The organism is Burkholderia sp. AU38729 (assembly GCF_020419725.1).
Lineage (GTDB): Bacteria > Pseudomonadota > Gammaproteobacteria > Burkholderiales > Burkholderiaceae > Burkholderia.
The window spans coordinates 15,926-31,717 of sequence record NZ_JAIZQO010000012.1; the positions used below are offsets into that span (position 1 = coordinate 15,926).

Genomic DNA, 15,792 nt, shown 5'->3' on the forward strand with positions numbered 1-15,792 from the left:
GAGTCGGACGAATCCCGGCTCAGTGACAACCGAAGGAAATCGACGCGTGACGGGCATCGGCAGAAATCGCGGGCGCGCCGATGCCCGTTCGGCAGCGTGCTAGACCGTCGAATATCCGCCATCGACCGGCACCACTGCGCCGGTCACGAACGACGCGCCGGGCGAGCACAGGAACAGGATCACGTTCGCGACTTCGTCGGCCGTGCCCCAGCGCCCGAGCGGCGTGCGTTCGAGGATGCGCCGCGACGCGTGCATGTCGGCCATCAGGCTGTTGCTGAGCGGCGTATCGATCCAGCCGGGCGCGACCGCATTGACGCGAATGCCGCGCTCGGCCCACGCCTGCGCGAGCGAACGCGTGAGCTGCGCGATGCCGCCCTTGCTCGCGCTGTACGCAGGGCGGTCCTTGCTGCCGAAGTACGTGTACATCGACGCGACATTGACGATGCTGCCGCCATGCGCCGACAGCGCCGGCCGTGCGGCGTCCGATGCTCGCATCACCGACGTCAGGTTCACGTTCAGCACGAGCTCGAACTGGTCCATCCGGTATTCGTTCGCGTGCCGGCTGATGCCGACGCCGTTGACGAGCACGTCGAGCCGCGGCAGCGCCGCGATCGTGCGCGTCAGCGCATCGCTGTCGGTCACGTCGAGTTCCACGCAGCGAACGCCCGCATGCACGGGCGCATGCGGGCCGGCCGCATTGAGCCCGAGCGCGACGACCGACGCGCCGGCTTCCGCGAACCGCATCGCCGTGCGCGCACCGATGCCCGACGTGCCGCCCGTCACGACGACGGACCGGCCCTCAAACGCCCACTGACGACTCATGCTCGACGCTCCCGATGGCGTGTGCGCGGCCGGCCGGCCGTTGCGCGGGTGAAACGAGGATCTTGATTTGCGCGCGGTCGGCGAGCAACGCGTCGAAGCCGTCGACGACGGCGTCTTCGAGCGACACGGTGCGCGTGACGATCGACGTGAGGTCGAGCGAGCCCGACGCGACGATGCGCAGCAGGTCTTCGTACGCATGTCGGTAGCCGACGCTCGCCGTGAAGGTCAGCTCGTCGTTGACCGCGCGAAACGCGTCGAAGCCCGCATGCGGCATCAGGCCGACCATCACGACGCGGCCGCCCTTGCGCAGTGCCTGCATCGCCGATTCGAACGTGGCCGGCAGCCCGGCCGCTTCGAAACTCGCATCGACGCCGAGCTCGCCCGTGGTCGCGCGGATCGCCTCCTGCAGCGCGGATGCACCGAGTGCGCGTGCGTCGAACGTATGCGTCGCGCCGAAGCGCGCGGCCGCCGCGAGCCGTTCGGGCGAGACGTCGACGGCCACGATCGTGGTCGCCCCCTGCAGTTTCGCGAGCATGATCAGCAGCAGGCCGATCGGGCCGAGGCCGAACACCGCACAGGTCTCGCCGAGCCGCAGTTCGCCACGCCGCAATGCGTGCAGCGCGACGGCCGCCGGCTCCATCACCGCGGCCTGTTCGAGACTCACGCCGTCAGGCAGGCGATGCAGCATGTATGCCGGCACGACCGCGAAGTCGGCCATGCCGCCGTCGCCCATCAACCCGGCGAAGCCCATCGACACGCACAGGTTGTACGACCCCGCGCGGCAATACGCGCACTGGCTGCAGCGATACTCGGGCTCGACCGCGACGCGATCGCCCGCGCGCAGCGCCGTCACGCCGTCGCCGACCTCGACGACGGTGCCGCAGAACTCGTGGCCGAGCGTCAACGGCGCGGTGCGGCGCGACAGCGGATGCGGCGTGTCGACGGGAATCGCGTGCGGGCCGTCCGCATATTCGTGCAGGTCGCTGCCGCAGATCCCGCAGTACGCGACCGCGATGCGCACGTCACCGGGGCCGACGCGCGGCGTGTCGATTTCCACGAGACGGACGTCGCGCGGGCCATGCCATTGAAGTGCCCGCATGTCAGTGGCCTCCGAGGTTTTGTGGATCGAGATGGCTCGCGGCCGAGCCGGCGAGTGCGCGCTTGCGCAGCACGGCGGGCGCGGTTTCGACGAGGCCGAACGACAGCACGCACGCGAGGGTCGCGCCGGCAGCCGACGTCCACATCGCGAACTGCAGGCCGTACGTGTCCGCCGCGAAGCCGGCGACGGTCGGTGCAACGAAGCCGCCGATCAACTCACCCGCGCCCATGATCAGGCCAAGCGCGCTGGCGATCGCGCGCGGCGGCACCGTTTCGGCCGGGATCGTCGCCATGAACAGCGTGAAGCAGCCGAGGCCCGTGTACGTGGCGAACACGAGCGCGCCGAGCGCCCACAGCGAGCCGGCATGGATCATCACGACCGGGCACACGGCCGCGATCAGCGCGAACGCGATCATCGTCGGCTTGCGGCCGATCCGGTCGGAGATCGCCGGCACCGCGAAGCCCCAGAACACCCACGCGGCGCCGAGGCAGGTCATCACGACGCCCATGTCGGACGGCGACAGATGGCGGCTTTCCACGAGGAACACCGGCGCGAACGAGATGATCACGACGAACCACGTGAGAAAGAAGCCGCTGATCAGCACGCAGAGCAGGATGTTGCGCTCCTTCAGCAGCGCCCATCGGCTGACTGCCGCGCCGCTCGCGACCGGTGCGCCGGCGGGTTCGGCCTGCGCGTGCCGCACGCCGCCGGGGGGCGCTTCGCGCACCCAGCGCCAGATACAGAACGCGATCAGGAAGCCCGGAATGCACGACACGTAGAACGCCTCGCGCCAGCCGTACGTGGTCGCGATGCCGATGACCACCGGCGGGCCGATCATCGCGCCGAGCAGGCCGGCGGCGGAGCCTTGCAGCAGGCCCATGTTCAGCCCGCGGCGGCTCGGCGTCGAGCTTTCGACCATCAGCGATTGCGACAGCGGCAGCACGGGGCCTTCGGCGATGCCCATCAGCGCGCGGAACGCGATCAGGCTCGCGAAGCCGCCGACGAGCCCCGACAGCGCCGAGCACACGGAAAAGCCGAGCACGGCCGCGACCAGCAGCGGCTTGCGCGTGCCGCGCGCGTCGGACCACGCGCCCGTCGCGGCGCCGGACAATGCCCACGTGAGCGCGAGCGCGGACGACACCATGCCGAGCTGCGTGTTCGTCAGGTGCAGCTCGGCCGACATGAACGGGAACAGGAACGACAGCGCGAGGCGGTCGAAGAACACGAAGCCGAACGTCATGAACAGGATCAGCAGCAACCGGTTCTCGTACGTCCAGGCGGATCGGGAGGCGGACGGGGATGTCATGGTGAGCCTCGCCGCGCGTCAGCGGAACAGCTTCTCGATCGCTTGCGCGCCGAGGCCGACCTGCTCGTAATGCGCCTTGCACATCGCGATGTACGAATGCACGTCGAAGTAGCCGTCGGGGTTGCCTGCTTCGTCGAGCCAGATCAGCGGCCCCTTGACGATGAAGAACGCGCGCATCGGCTCGGGGTGATCGAACGCGACGAGCGTGTGGCCCTCGCCCGGCGTCTCGTACACGAAATCGCCGCGCGTCGCGGTCCATTCGTGCTCCAGATAACCCCACTTTCCCGACAGCGTGTAAGCGAACACCTCGTGCGGGTGATAGTGCCGGTTCACGAGCCCGGCTTCCTTCGCCATCAGGATGTCGCACCATTTGTTTTGCGACGGCGAGATCCACAGCGGCCGCGACGAAACCGTTTCGGTGAACGGAACGTAATAGCGCTCGTCGTCGGTGGCCGCGTTCGCGATGTACGCTTCGGGCAGCGCATCGGGCTTGAACGGATTGGCAATCGGCGGGATGTTTTGCCAGAATTCGGCTACGGCTTTGTCGACCACGGTTTGTCTCCTTGGGTATCGGTTGTCGTGGGCTCGACTTTAGCCAGCCGGTGCGCGCCGCTCTTGACTGGGCTGGACGCATTGCTTGACCGCGCCGGACATTGCATCGCACCAAAATCCAGGCGAACCATCCCCCAATCCGTGCCGCTCCGCACGACAGGCGCCCGCAGGAGGCGACGTGACGAATTCGACCGTTTTTTCCCGCACGCGAGGCTCGACGGCCGACGTGCCGGCGCGCGACAGGATGGCGTACTGGGATGCGTTCAATGCGGCGACGCTGGTCGGGCTGCGCTGCTCGTCGCTGTCGCCGGCCGGGCTCGAGGTCGAGAAGACCGACATCGCGCTGCCGGGCCTCGGCATCGCGGACATCAGCGGCCAGGATCACGTGATCGAGCGCAGTCCCGCGCTGGTGCGCCAGTTGCCGAAGGAGTCGCTGTTCGCGTGCCAGATCCTGAGCGGGCGCGCGTATTTCATCCAGCGGGACCGCTGCCTGCTCGCGGACGCCGGCGATGTCGTCGTCTACGACACGCGCGTGCCCTATCTGTTCGGATTCCTGACGCCGATGCGGCAGCTGCTGATCGATATTCCGATCACGACGTTCGACGACCGGCTCGATGCGGAACTGGCGGCGCTGCCGCTGCGGATCGCGCCGAAGCCGGGCGCGGGCGCGATGCTCGGCGCGACGTTGCGCGCGAGCGTCGAGCGCTTCATGAAGGATCCGGTCGAGCGTGACGCCGTACAGTTCGCCGAACGCACGCGCACGCTGATCGCGGAACTCATCGATGCGGAGGTGAACGGTGCGGGCGCTTCACGCGCGTCACTGTCGTATCTGCTGACCGCGAAGCAGTACATCTCGACGCATCTCGGCGACCCGGAACTTGGGCCGCAGGCCGTCGCCGATGCGGTCGGGCTGTCGCTACGGCATCTGAGCCGGCTCTTCGCGGCCGAAGGCGAGTCGATCACCCAGCACATCTGGTCGGAGCGGCTGTCGCATGCGTATCGCGAGCTGACCGATGCGCTGCTGCGCAAGACGAGTGTCGGCGAAATCGCGTTCCGCTGGGGCTTTTCGAGCCAGGCTCATTTCAGCCGTGCGATTCGCGAGCGCTATGGCGCATCGCCGATGGCGCTGCGCGAGGCGGCGCGGACGGACGGGGCTGATTCCGGTAGGTGATGCAGATGGAGCCGCGGCGCGTATCTCACGCGCCGCTTTTTTGTCGTGAACGAAAGCGCCCGCGCGCCGTGTTGCGTTACTCCGCCAGTATGAACTGGGCACAGCGCTCAGCGATCGTGATCGTCGGTGCGTTCGTATTGCCGGACACGATGCGCGGCATCACGTACGCATCGCAGATTGTGCGGCGGGCCGCCCGGCCCCGCGCCATTGTATCCACCCGCCGCTCACGAATGACCCGCCCCGCCGAATGCTGTAACCAGAGCGCGCGCATGGCACCGGCCGGTCGCGGAACCGCGCAGACTGCGCGGTCCGATCGACCGGCTCGCTGCCACCCACTTCAACCCGCGCTCGCCTCGTCGATCCGGCGAATGTCGTCCTGATCGAGCTGAACGCGGATCGCTTCACCGAGCGATACCAGCTGCGCCAGCGACGTCGCGCTCGCGATCGGCGCGGTGATCGTCGGCCGCGCGATCTGCCATGCAAGCGCGATCGCGGCCGGCTGCGTGCCGTGCTTCTCGGCTACCGCATCGAGCGCGGCGAGGATGCGCAGCCCTCGTTCATTGAGATACCCGGCGACGCGATCGCCGCGCACGCTCTTCTTCAGGTCGGCCTCGCTGCGGTACTTCCCCGACAGGAATCCGCTCGCGAGCGCGTAGTAGTTGACGACCCCAAGCTTAAGATCGCGCACGACCGGTTCGAGATCGCGCTCGTAATCGGCGCGGTCGAGCAGGTTGTATTCGGGCTGGATGACCTGGTACGCGGGCAGCGCGTCGCGCTTGCTGATGTCGGCCGCTTCGCGCAGTCGTGCGCCGCTGTAGTTCGATGCGCCGATGATCCGCACCTTGCCCGCGTCGATCAGCGTTTGATAGGCGCCGAGCGTTTCTTCGAGCGGGGCCGTATCGGCGAGGTCGCGATGCGAGAAATACAGGTCGATGTAGTCGGTCTGCAGGCGGCGCAGCGAATCGTCGGCGGCTTTCAGGATGTTGTCGCGGGTCAGCCCCGCGCGCGCGGCCAGCAGCCCGACCTTGGTCGCGATCACGACCTGTTCGCGCTTGCCGGACCGCTTGAGCCACTTGCCGATGATCGTTTCCGATTCGCCGCCGTGGTTGCCGGGGACCCAGGCCGAATAGACGTCGGCCGTGTCGATGAAATTGATGCCGGTGTCGGCGAGCGCGTCGAGCAGCGCAAACGACGTGTTCTCGTCGACGGTCCAGCCGAAGACGTTGCCGCCGAACGCGAGCGGCGAAACCTGGATGTTCGACGTGCCGAGGGTGCGTAGTGCCATGTTTCTCTCCGGGTGTTGCGAGGTGAGGGGATTGGACTGCGGGAGATGAGGCCGGTCGCGTTGAGACGGCCGAGCGCAGCATGAGGTTCCGCCCACCGTGCGCAAAACGGCGTGTCCCAAGGCCGTGTGTCGGGATGCCGGATCAAGCGACGTCATCGTGGATGCATCATCCGTTCGAGCGCCGCCCGGTATGCGGCAAGATATTGTATTTATTACCGATTTTTATGGTGCGATGAGAATAAATTGCCGGTTGGGTCGGCGTTGTCGCCGGTCGGTGTCTACGATATCCTTTCATCCCAAAATTATGGGAGGCAGCAGGCCGCTGCCATACGAACGAAAAAACATTCTGAGGCGGTCATGGCTGACCTTGCGGCATTCATTCGAACTCCGTTTTTCCTGCAAGACAAGCGCCTGCTCACGCTGTCTTTCCCTCACGACGACGCACCCTCGGTCACCGACTCGTACGGCAGGCATCGTCCGGCGCGGCTGGTCGTCGAACGGCTCGTCGCGCATGAGGGGCTCGGGATCGACTTCACGTTCGAACTGACGCTGTTGTCCGGCGAGGCGGGCGTCACGCTTGCCGACATGCTGGGCAAGCTGCTCGCGGTGTCGATGGTGCGCCCCGATGGCGGCCTGCGTCATTTCACCGGCTATTGCACGGAGTTTTCGCTCGTCCGCAACGACGATTCGGTCGCGCAATATCGTGCCGTGCTGCGCCCGTGGAGCCACTTCCTGCGGACGCGCGTGAACAACCGCCTGTTCCTCGGGCAGTCGCTTCAGCAGCAGATCGGCGCGCTACTCGCCGATTACCAGGGGCTCGCGCCGTCCTGGGAATGGCGCGTGCGCGGCGACGATCCGGCTCGCACGATGAACGTTCAGGGTGGCGGCCTCGGCGAAAGCGACTGGAACTACATCGTTCGTCATATGGAAGCCGTCGGCTACCTGTACTGGTGGGAGCACGACGAGAAGGGGCTGAAGTTGATCGTCGGTGACGACAGCACGGTGCAGTGTCCGGCGATCGACGGCCGCTCGCCGGAGATCCGCTTCCAGACGCATGACGGCCCGATGGCCGCGGACGCCATTTCGCAATGGTCAGCGGTACGGTCGCTGTCCGCGGGCAGTTACAGCGCGACGGCGTTCGACTTCAAGGCGCCGCATGCCGCCCATGCGCAGATTCCGACGCTTCACCCGCCGGGTGTCGCGCCGCAGGTCGAGCACCACGAATACGTCGGGCACTATGGTTTCGTGAAGGACGCGCGCTCCGGCGATGCGCTGGCGCGTGTGCGCATGGAAGAGATCGAGGCGGCGGCATCGCGTTTCGACGGGGCCGGCAATCATCACGGCATCCTGCCCGGGCGCTGGTTCCAGCTGTCCGATCACTTCAGCGTGGCGTCGGGCAGCCCGGAGGATCACCGCTACCTGATTCTCGAAGCCCGGCACGAAGCGGCGAACAATTACCTGCAGGCCGACGGCAAGCCGGAGTATCGCAACCGCTTCGTCGCAGGCCTGCGGCACACGCCGTGGCGCCCGGGCCGCGGCTTCAACAGCGAACCCGTGCGCGTGCTGGCACCGCAAACCGCGACCATCGCGGGCGCGAAGGGCGCCGGCAGCGTCGACGTCGACGAGTACGGTCGGGTCTGCATCGTGTACCACTGGGATCGTGCGGCGCAGACCAGCGCCCGGATTCGCGTAGCAGCCGGCTGGGCCGGCGGCGAGAAGGGCATGATCGCGCATCCCCGCGTGGGCAGCGAGGTGATCGTGATGTGCCTCGACGGCAATCCCGACCGGCCGATCGTGGCGGGCACTACATACAACGCGGAACGGATGCCGCCGTGGGCGCTTCCAGACCAGCAGGTGCTGACGGGGCTGCGCAGCCGCGAGTTATCGGGCGACAGCGGCAATGCTGCGGGCGGACGTTCGAATCACGTGCTGCTCGACGACACGCCGCAACAGCTCCAGCTCAAGCTGCGCAGCGACACCGACGCGAGCGAACTGACGCTGGGGCACAACGTCCGCATCGACAAGACGCAGGGGCGCACCGATCAGCGCGCGCGTGGTTTCGAATTGCGGACCGACGCGCATGGCGCGGTGCGGGCCGCCAAGGGCCTGCTGGTGACCAGCGAGGCGCGTTACGACGCGCGGGCCCATGCGACCGACCTCGACGAGACTGCCGCGCGCCTCGAGAAGGCACACGATCTGCACGAATCGCTGTCGGGTGCCGCGCATGACGTGAAGGCGCAGGCGTCCGGCGACCAGGATGCCGTCCACCAGGCGCTCAGGACGCAGAACGACGGCCTCAGAGGTAGCGGCGGGAATCCGCAGCAGGGCGAGTTTCCGGAGTTCGCGCAGCCGTTCCTGGCGCTTGCCAGCCCGGCCGGCATCCTGGCCACGACGACGGGGTCGACCCATGTCGCGAGCGACCAGCACGTCGCGCTGACGAGCGGCGCCCATACGAGCGTCGCCGCGGGCAAGAGCATGCTGGTCAGTGCGCAGGAGGCAGTGCGCGTCGCCGCATTCGAGAAAGGCATCCGGCTCGTGGCCGCCGCCGCGGACATCGACATCCAGGCGCTGAAGGACAGCGTCAACGTGCTGGCCAAGCTGGACGTGAAGGTGGATGCGAACCGCATCACCATCACCGCAAAGGAAGAAGTCCTGATCAATGGCGGGACCAGCTATACGCGCTGGAACGGCAGCGGCATCGTCCATGGGACCAAGGGCGAATGGACGGCGCATGCCGCGTCGCACACGTTCATCGGGCCGGACAGCCTGCCGGTGCCCGCACAGGCGTTCCCGGGAACGGCATGCGCACCGTGCATGGTCAATGCGGCGTCGATGGCGTCGCCATTCGCGGCCAAGGCTTGAGGCAGGGCAACGCATGACGAACGAGTTGAAGGCCGCGCAGGCGGTCGAGGTGCTTCAGGCCGCATTGTCCTCGCAGGACGGGCTGCGAGCTTACGTCCTGGTCGACGGTGCATTGCTGAATGCATTGCCGGATGAAGAAAAGGCGTCGTGGCCGGCGTTTGTCGGGGCATCGCTGCTCGACAATGCCGACGACGAAGCGAGGATCGTCGGGCCGCTGCTGTTCGAATGGCAGCCCGCCGATGACAGGGCCGATGCGGTGGGCGAGACCGGTCCGCGTCACATTCCGTGGCAGGCGGCGAGCGTGCTGGTTTCGCCACTGACGCTCGCGCAACTGGCTGCGCATCTCGCACCGATGGTGGATGTTCAGCTCGAGCAGATGGAGAGCGCGATGCTGATGCGCTTCTTCGATCCGCGCGTGCTCCCGTTCTGGCTCGAGATTCTGCCCGCGGCGCATCGCGCGCATCTGGCGCAAGGCGTGCGGCACTGGATTCATCTGGATACCGAACTGCAGATCCGGACGGCGGAAATCGCCGCTCCTGCCAACGTCAGGCAGGCTGCCGAGTTTCCGCTGCAGTTGTGCCAGGCACAGGAGGACGACTTGCTGGCTGCCTGTTATCCGTACACGATGATCGAGCGGCTGCGCGCCGAGAAGCCCGCGCTGCTGGCGTCGTTGCCGGCTGCGCAGCACTACGGTTTCGTGCGCGATCAGCTTGCGCGGTGCCGGGCGCATGGCACGGAAAGCGCGGTGTCGCTGCTGATCTACTGCGAACTGGCGCTACGGTACGGCCCGCGCTTTGACGAGCATCCGGCGATGGCTGCCGTGTTCGACGCGGTGGCGCAAGGGCAGGATTTTCCGCAGGCGCTGGGGCTTGTTCCGGCCGAGGGCTGGCAGCAGATGCGGGAAGCGGCGGGTTAGCGGCGCAGGCGCGGTGCGTTGCTTTTATCGGGTTGGTTGGATGGACGTAATCGGCCCCGGAATGAAATCGATTGGGAAAGAAGGATGTTCAACATGAACCGCTGCTGGATCACCGTGCTGTCCGTGATGGTTTTTTCCACGGCCGCATGCAGCAAGACCACGGGCGATGCCGAAAAGGAAAGCCTGGCACCCGGCGACGCGAACAAGTGGAATGACCCGAACTACGACGTCATTACGGCGGGGTCTTTCAACTATACGGACTACGATATTTACGGCGTCTACCTCCTGCCGCCCGACAAGAACAGCCTCGACGATGCGGCAAGCGCAGATGGGGCGAGTGCCACGCCGCGGAACGCGACACGCTGGACAGGCGGCGGCGGGCAAAGACCGAGCCTCGCATGGGATCTTCGCTGGACAACCCCCCGCAAGTTCAAGGTGTGGTGGGAGCGGGTAGTCGACAAGCGCGCACTGGAAGCGTCGTCTCCGGATTACGACGAATATACGCATCGCGAAACCCGACCCGGGATGGCATGGTGTGAAGGCGAGATCACGATCACGCGTCCTCCCGTCAAGGGCAAAAGCGGCGGTATCGTGTTGCACTTCTTCCCCGATGGCCATGTGGAAGGCGACATGAATTTCCAGGTCGATGGCCCGGATCCGAAGGTGGCGCTTTCAATGCGCGACGAGCAGCGCAAGCTGGCCGGCCGTGCCTGCCTGAAGGAAATTTCCAATCCGTTCTATGGGCGCAAGAAGCCGACCCAATGGAATTGATGTCGGACGCATTGCCGGAACAGGAGCGAAACCGCCATGAGCAATCCCCCCATCATCAGACGCATCTCGGATCTCACGCCGGCCGAGGATGCTATCCGAAGTGCCCAGCGCGAGATTCTCGATCCGCTGCTGATCGAGCAATGCAAGGAGTGCCCGAAACCCGTGTGGTTCACGGCCTTCTTCGACGGAACGGGCAACAACTTCGACCTGGACGGCCGTGGATTGAAGGACGTCAGACTGACCAAATACAGCAATATCGCGAAGCTCTGGCAGTTTGCACACGCCAAAGACAACGCGTTTCCCCGGACTGTCGCGCGTTATGTCGAAGGTGTCGGCACGCCGTGCAGCAAAGTGGGGGATAGCGGAAAAGGTCTCGACAATGCGCTCGGTATGGCTGCCGCGAGAAAAGGCGAGTTGCGTATCCGATGGATGCTCGACGAGCTCGACAAGCACGTGACCAACCACATGCCGGCGGTGAGTCAGATCAACCTGGCGGTATTCGGCTTCTCTCGCGGCGCGACGGAAGCACGCGCCTTCGTTCGCATGCTGACCGAACAACTCGCCGAGAATATCGGCGGGCGGCTCTGGTGGAACAAGAAGAACATGAAGGGGCATCGCCCCGAATTGGTTGTCTACTTCCTTGGAATTCTTGATACGGTGTCGTCGACGGGCTTTGGCGGCAGCCGCCTCGAGAGTGCGGCACCCATCCTCGTCATGCCTTTGCTCGGACCGTTCGGACCGTACGCCGGCGGTTACCTGGCCTACATCGACAAGGGAGGCCACGCTGAGTGGGCGAACGATATCCGCATACCAGGCTATGTCCGACAGTGCGTTCACTACGTGGCTTCGCAGGAGGTCCGGGAAAAATTCCCCAGTGACTCGGTGCGGGAAGATCAGAAGATTCCGGCGAACTGCTGCGAAGTGTACTACCCGGGCATGCACTCGGACGTAGGCGGCGGTTACGAGCGCAATTACCAGGAAGGTCGAACCAACGAGCTGGCCAACGTCGCGCTGAACAATCTCTATATCGAGGCCTGGAAAGCCGGCGTCCCGTTCCGGTCACCGCAGGAGGTGATGGCGGACGCCGGGCAGCTGTTCGAGATTTCCAAGGACCTTGAGGCTGCTTGGAATGTCTATATGGGCCAGGGAGGTGTCAAAAGCGCGGGCGTGGCACCGAACAGCGACAGGCTCGAGGCGCAGATCATCTGGCACATGAACCGCTATTACCAGTGGCGGGCCAGCAGAAGCCGACGGTTGAAGGACGGACGTCTGAAACCGCCGGGTGGCGTGGACGATCATATGGCCATTACCGATCGCGAGTGGGATTACGATACGGATTGCCTGCGTCATGCGAACGGTGGATATCTGACCGTATCTGTTTCGGAGCAGGAAAAAGCCATCGATGCGGCTGTTCGGGTCACGGGCAACTGGCTGGGGGGGATCGATCCGGCAGCGCGCGCGATCTTCGACAAGTTCTTCGATCACTACGTGCACGACTCGATTGCCGGTTTCAAGAAGCAGATGGAAGACGGATACGTTGGCCCTGCCGAGATGAGCCGCTGGACGGTCAACCGACAGTACTTCATGGGTAAGCGTGGCAACAGGTTTCTTTACTGGCGCTACGCCGGCGACAAGGCCGAGCATGCCGCTGCGCAATTGGCCAGGACCGATCCGGCCAAGCAGCAGGAGCCGACGGCGGCCAACGAGCCTCAGCTGGCCAGCAACCAGCCCGCGACGGCCGGCGGCAATACGCTGCCCGATGCGACGTCGAACGCCTGACGCCGCACGCGACACCGCTCGCAACAGCGAGCGGACAACCCGACGTCGCGGCGGATCGGATCTGCCGCGACCCTTCCCTCCTTACCGCAACTGCACCGCCGCGAGAAACAGCACCATGCTGCCGATCGCGCCATCCAGCACGCGCCACGCCGTCGCCTTGCGGAACCACGGCGCCAGCAGCCGCGCGCCGTAGCCGAGCCCGAGGAACCACACGACGCTGACCGACATCGCGCCGATCGCGAACGCGAGCCGCGCGCCTTCCGGCTCGCGTGCGCCGGCCGTGCCGATCAGCAGGAAAGTGTCGAGATACACGTGCGGGTTGAGCCACGTGAACGCGAGCGTCATCAGCACGATCGCGAGGCCGCTCTGCGGCGGCGGCGCGACCGCGTCGCCGCGCACGTCGAGCGTTTCGTGGCCGGGCTTGAACGCGCGGCGCAACGCATTGATGCCGAACCACGCGAGATACGCGAGGCCGACGTACAGCACCGCATGGACGAAGGTCGGATAGCGTTCGACGAGCACCGACGCGCCGCCGACGCCCGCGCCGATCAGGATCATGTCGGACAGCGCGCACAGCAGCACGATCTTGCCGACGTGCGAGCGCATGATGCCCTGCCGCAGCACGAATGCGTTCTGTGCGCCGATGGTGACGATGAGCGAGCCGCAGAGTGCGGCGCCGTGGGAAAAAGCGAGCCAGTTCATGATGGGTGACAGCAGTGGAAGCAGTAGACGGATGAATCGGGTAGCGCTAGTCTGCGGTCAGCCTGAAAATAAGAGAAGCTAAATCACCTAATGCCGATTAAGGAAATCTAATGCTCGACTACGCGTTGCTCGATGCCCTCGCGGCCGTGATCCGGCACGGCTCGTTCGAGCGGGCGGCCAAGGAGCTGAACGTCACGGCGTCGGCCGTGTCGCAGCGCGTGAAACTGCTGGAGGAGCGGGTCGGCAGCGTGCTCGTCAAGCGCGGGCAGCCATGCGTCGCGACGACGTCGGGTGCGCTGCTGTGCCGGCATACCGAGCGCGTGCAACTGCTCGAGGCCGAGCTGGGCGGCCGGATGCCCGCACTGCCGGGCCAGATCGCGAGCACGTGGCCGACGTTGCGCGTGGCCGTCAACGACGACAGCGTCGCGACGTGGTTCATCGACGCGGTCGGGCCGTTCTGCACGGAGCGCGAAACGTTGCTCGACCTCGTGATCGACGACCAGGATTACACCGCGTCGCGCATTCGCGACGGCAGCGTGCAGGGCGCGGTGACCGCGCAGGCCGAGCCGATCCAGGGGTGCCGCTCGGAGCGGCTCGGGCGCATCCGCTACCGCGCGGTGTGCTCGCCGGCGTTTTACGAGCGCTATTTCGACGCGGGCATCACGCGCGATGCGCTGCGCCGCGCGCCGTGCGTGATGTTCAATCCGAAGGACGGGCTGCAGGCGCGTTTCATCCGGCGCGTGACGCGCGCGGATCTCGATCCGCCGCAGCACTGGATACCGCACGTCGCGGGCTACCTGCGTGCGTGCGAAACGGGATTGGGATGGGGGATGTGTCCGGACCGGATGGTCGACCGCCAACTGGCGGCGGGTGAACTGGTCGACATGTCGCGCGGGCGAACGATCGACATCGACCTTTACTGGCAGAGCTGGCGTTTGTCGATCGGCTGGCTCGACGATTTCAGCGCGGCGCTGAAGGCGCGCGCCGCGCTGTTTCTCGATTGATCGATCGCGTGACGCAGGCGGCGCGCGCGAGGTGCGCGCCGTGCGGCATCACATCAGACGTGATGCAAACCGTCGAAATCGACGATCTGGACGTGGCGGCCCTGCATTTCGATCAGGCCGCGCTTCTGGAATTTCGACAGCGTGCGGCTGACCGTTTCGAGCGTCATGCCGAGGTAGCTGCCGATGTCTTCGCGCGTCATCCGCAGGTTGAATTCCGACGGCGAGTACCCGCGCTTCAGGTAGCGCGACGAGACGTCGAGCAGGAAAGCGGCAACGCGTTCTTCGGCATTCAGCGAACCGAGCAGCATCGTTTGCGACGTTTCGCGCACGATCTGTTCGCTCATCAGCTTGTGCATGCGCAACTGCATCGAACCGGCTTCCGAACACAGTGCCTTGAGCGCGCTGTACGGAATCACGCAGACCGAGCTGTCTTCCAGCGCGACCGCGGTGCGCGGATGCGTGTCGTCGCAGATGCCGTCGAGGCCGAGCGCTTCGCCGGCGAGATGCAGGCCGGTGACCTGCTCGCGGCCGTCGTGGCGCGTCGCGACGGTTTTGAGCGAACCCGAGCGCACGGCGTACAGGTTGTCGAATGCGTCGCCTTCGCGGAACAGCGCTTCGCCGCGCTTGACGGGGCGCGCCGCGCAGATGACCGACTCGAGGCGGCTGAGCGCTTCGGGTGCCAGGCCCTGCGGCATGCACAGGTGCCGCATGGCGCACGTCGAGCAGTGCGCGGCCTGGCGAGGCGCCCAGCTACCGGCATGAGGCGTGGCGGCGGGACGTGTGGCGACGGGCGTCAGCATGATCGTTTACTCCGGCGTTGAATCGACGGAATCATTGTCCCACCGCAACTTGCCGCTGTCGGGTGACAAAACGTCGCGACTGCCCGCGCATGCCGAACGCTGCTTACGCGGCCGTTTCGTCGACGTTGGCGGCCGCCGGAATCAGCAGCACGGGCAGCGTCGCGTGGCGCACGCACTGCTCGGCGATGCTGCCGAGCACGAGACGGCGGAACCCGCGGCGGCCGTGCGTGCCGAGCACGAGCAGATCGGCATCGAACGCTTTCGCGCCGTCGAGGATCAGCGACGACACGTCGTTGAGCGACGTTGCTTCGCCCAGCTTCGTCTCGCCTTTCACGCCCGCTGCCTGCATCAGCGCGGTGAAATCCTTCGCGAGTGCGTTGCCCTGCGCGACGAGCTGATCGCGCAGCACGGACGGATCGTAGCCGGGCACGTTGTAGTAGATCGCGGCGTTCTCGACGACGTAGAACGGTTGCAGCTCGGCACCGTGCGATTTCGCGAGCGCCAGCGCGGCATCGAATGCGTGGCGGGACGTGTCGCTGCCGTCGACGGCAACCAGAATACGCTTGTACATAGTGTCTCCGAGTGGCGGGTTGAAACGAAGTCGGCCGGATGGCCTATCGGGCTGGGTAATGCGCAATGCTGCGAGGCAGAGTAAACCAACGGCCGGGACTTTGCAGTGAGGTGCCGGTCGTGCCGCGCGGCGGCGCCGCTTCCGTTTTCGCG

14 protein-coding genes are annotated in these 15,792 nt (G+C 66.0%); 6 read left to right on the forward strand and 8 right to left on the reverse strand.

The features are described from left to right. Positions 1-99: 99 nt before the first annotated feature. From LGM56_RS28620 to LGM56_RS28635, 4 genes are read right to left on the reverse strand one after another with little or no spacing between them, the layout of a single operon-like run. Positions 100-822, reverse strand: coding sequence for an SDR family NAD(P)-dependent oxidoreductase (locus LGM56_RS28620; RefSeq protein ID WP_226207401.1), 723 nt, complete (start codon positions 820-822; stop codon positions 100-102). Then, the gene (locus LGM56_RS28625) at positions 800-1,921 is read right to left on the reverse strand and encodes a 2,3-butanediol dehydrogenase (protein ID WP_226207402.1); all 1,122 of its coding nucleotides are present in this window, start codon (positions 1,919-1,921) and stop codon (positions 800-802) included. Before LGM56_RS28625 ends, LGM56_RS28620 begins: the two co-directional genes overlap by 23 nt. Position 1,922: 1 nt before the next feature. After that, positions 1,923-3,227 carry an MFS transporter gene (locus tag LGM56_RS28630; protein ID WP_226207403.1) on the reverse strand — a complete coding sequence of 435 codons (1,305 nt, stop codon included), beginning with the start codon at positions 3,225-3,227 and terminating at the stop codon, positions 1,923-1,925. Positions 3,228-3,245: 18 nt separating this feature from the next. Further along, on the reverse strand, positions 3,246-3,779 hold the full coding sequence (locus LGM56_RS28635) for a 2,4'-dihydroxyacetophenone dioxygenase family protein (protein ID WP_226207404.1): 534 nt from the start codon (positions 3,777-3,779) through the stop codon (positions 3,246-3,248). A gap of 178 nt (positions 3,780-3,957) precedes the next feature. Here LGM56_RS28635 and LGM56_RS28640 point away from each other — a divergent pair, with 178 nt between their 5' ends. Next, a complete protein-coding gene (locus tag LGM56_RS28640; RefSeq protein WP_089498055.1) occupies positions 3,958-4,950 on the forward strand; it encodes a helix-turn-helix domain-containing protein in 993 nt (330 codons plus the stop codon). Positions 4,951-5,287: 337 nt separating this feature from the next. Here LGM56_RS28640 and LGM56_RS28645 read toward each other — a convergent pair whose 3' ends face one another. Next, positions 5,288-6,235 (reverse strand): aldo/keto reductase, encoded by a 948-nt coding sequence (locus LGM56_RS28645; RefSeq protein WP_226207405.1) that lies wholly within the window; start codon positions 6,233-6,235, stop codon positions 5,288-5,290. 357 nt (positions 6,236-6,592) lie between these two features. Here LGM56_RS28645 and LGM56_RS28650 point away from each other — a divergent pair, with 357 nt between their 5' ends. The 4 genes from LGM56_RS28650 to LGM56_RS28665 all read left to right on the forward strand — a co-directional run bounded on the left by LGM56_RS28650 (position 6,593) and on the right by LGM56_RS28665 (position 12,563). Then, complete coding sequence (locus tag LGM56_RS28650; protein WP_413226808.1) at positions 6,593-9,097, forward strand: type VI secretion system Vgr family protein; 2,505 nt, start codon at positions 6,593-6,595, stop codon at positions 9,095-9,097. Positions 9,098-9,110: 13 nt separating this feature from the next. Beyond that, complete coding sequence (locus tag LGM56_RS28655; protein ID WP_319000781.1) at positions 9,111-10,013, forward strand: DUF4123 domain-containing protein; 903 nt, start codon at positions 9,111-9,113, stop codon at positions 10,011-10,013. Positions 10,014-10,097: 84 nt separating this feature from the next. Further along, positions 10,098-10,784: a DUF3304 domain-containing protein gene (locus LGM56_RS28660; RefSeq protein WP_226207408.1), complete on the forward strand. Its 687-nt coding sequence runs from the start codon at positions 10,098-10,100 to the stop codon at positions 10,782-10,784. 36 nt (positions 10,785-10,820) lie between these two features. Further along, complete coding sequence (locus tag LGM56_RS28665; RefSeq protein ID WP_226207409.1) at positions 10,821-12,563, forward strand: T6SS phospholipase effector Tle1-like catalytic domain-containing protein; 1,743 nt, start codon at positions 10,821-10,823, stop codon at positions 12,561-12,563. 81 nt (positions 12,564-12,644) lie between these two features. Here the strand turns inward: LGM56_RS28665 and LGM56_RS28670 are convergent, their stop codons facing one another. Beyond that, entirely contained in the window at positions 12,645-13,265 is a 621-nt protein-coding gene (locus tag LGM56_RS28670) for a LysE/ArgO family amino acid transporter (protein ID WP_039344524.1), read from the reverse strand. Positions 13,266-13,375: 110 nt separating this feature from the next. On the opposite strand from LGM56_RS28670, the gene LGM56_RS28675 reads away from it, so the two are divergent. Then, positions 13,376-14,269 (forward strand): LysR family transcriptional regulator ArgP, encoded by an 894-nt coding sequence (locus LGM56_RS28675; RefSeq protein WP_174976023.1) that lies wholly within the window; start codon positions 13,376-13,378, stop codon positions 14,267-14,269. A gap of 53 nt (positions 14,270-14,322) precedes the next feature. Here LGM56_RS28675 and fnr read toward each other — a convergent pair whose 3' ends face one another. Then, positions 14,323-15,069, reverse strand: coding sequence for a fumarate/nitrate reduction transcriptional regulator Fnr (fnr, locus tag LGM56_RS28680; RefSeq protein WP_059523493.1), 747 nt, complete (start codon positions 15,067-15,069; stop codon positions 14,323-14,325). A 103-nt stretch (positions 15,070-15,172) separates the two neighbouring features. Next, positions 15,173-15,640, reverse strand: coding sequence for a universal stress protein (locus LGM56_RS28685; RefSeq protein WP_226207410.1), 468 nt, complete (start codon positions 15,638-15,640; stop codon positions 15,173-15,175). Positions 15,641-15,792: the final 152 nt, after the last annotated feature.

What these genes read in the sequence shown, in the direction of transcription:
- LGM56_RS28620 (WP_226207401.1), bottom strand. Translation starts at nt 822, where the DNA reads ATGAGTCGTCAGTGGGCGTTTGAGGGCCGGTCCGTCGTCGTGACGGGC.
- LGM56_RS28625 (WP_226207402.1), bottom strand. Translation starts at nt 1,921, where the DNA reads ATGCGGGCACTTCAATGGCATGGCCCGCGCGACGTCCGTCTCGTGGAA.
- LGM56_RS28630 (WP_226207403.1), bottom strand. Translation starts at nt 3,227, where the DNA reads ATGACATCCCCGTCCGCCTCCCGATCCGCCTGGACGTACGAGAACCGG.
- LGM56_RS28645 (WP_226207405.1), bottom strand. Translation starts at nt 6,235, where the DNA reads ATGGCACTACGCACCCTCGGCACGTCGAACATCCAGGTTTCGCCGCTC.
- LGM56_RS28650 (WP_413226808.1), top strand. Translation starts at nt 6,593, where the DNA reads ATGGCTGACCTTGCGGCATTCATTCGAACTCCGTTTTTCCTGCAAGAC.
- LGM56_RS28655 (WP_319000781.1), top strand. Translation starts at nt 9,111, where the DNA reads ATGACGAACGAGTTGAAGGCCGCGCAGGCGGTCGAGGTGCTTCAGGCC.
- LGM56_RS28660 (WP_226207408.1), top strand. Translation starts at nt 10,098, where the DNA reads ATGTTCAACATGAACCGCTGCTGGATCACCGTGCTGTCCGTGATGGTT.
- LGM56_RS28665 (WP_226207409.1), top strand. Translation starts at nt 10,821, where the DNA reads ATGAGCAATCCCCCCATCATCAGACGCATCTCGGATCTCACGCCGGCC.
- LGM56_RS28670 (WP_039344524.1), bottom strand. Translation starts at nt 13,265, where the DNA reads ATGAACTGGCTCGCTTTTTCCCACGGCGCCGCACTCTGCGGCTCGCTC.
- LGM56_RS28675 (WP_174976023.1), top strand. Translation starts at nt 13,376, where the DNA reads ATGCTCGACTACGCGTTGCTCGATGCCCTCGCGGCCGTGATCCGGCAC.
- fnr (WP_059523493.1), bottom strand. Translation starts at nt 15,069, where the DNA reads ATGCTGACGCCCGTCGCCACACGTCCCGCCGCCACGCCTCATGCCGGT.
- LGM56_RS28685 (WP_226207410.1), bottom strand. Translation starts at nt 15,640, where the DNA reads ATGTACAAGCGTATTCTGGTTGCCGTCGACGGCAGCGACACGTCCCGC.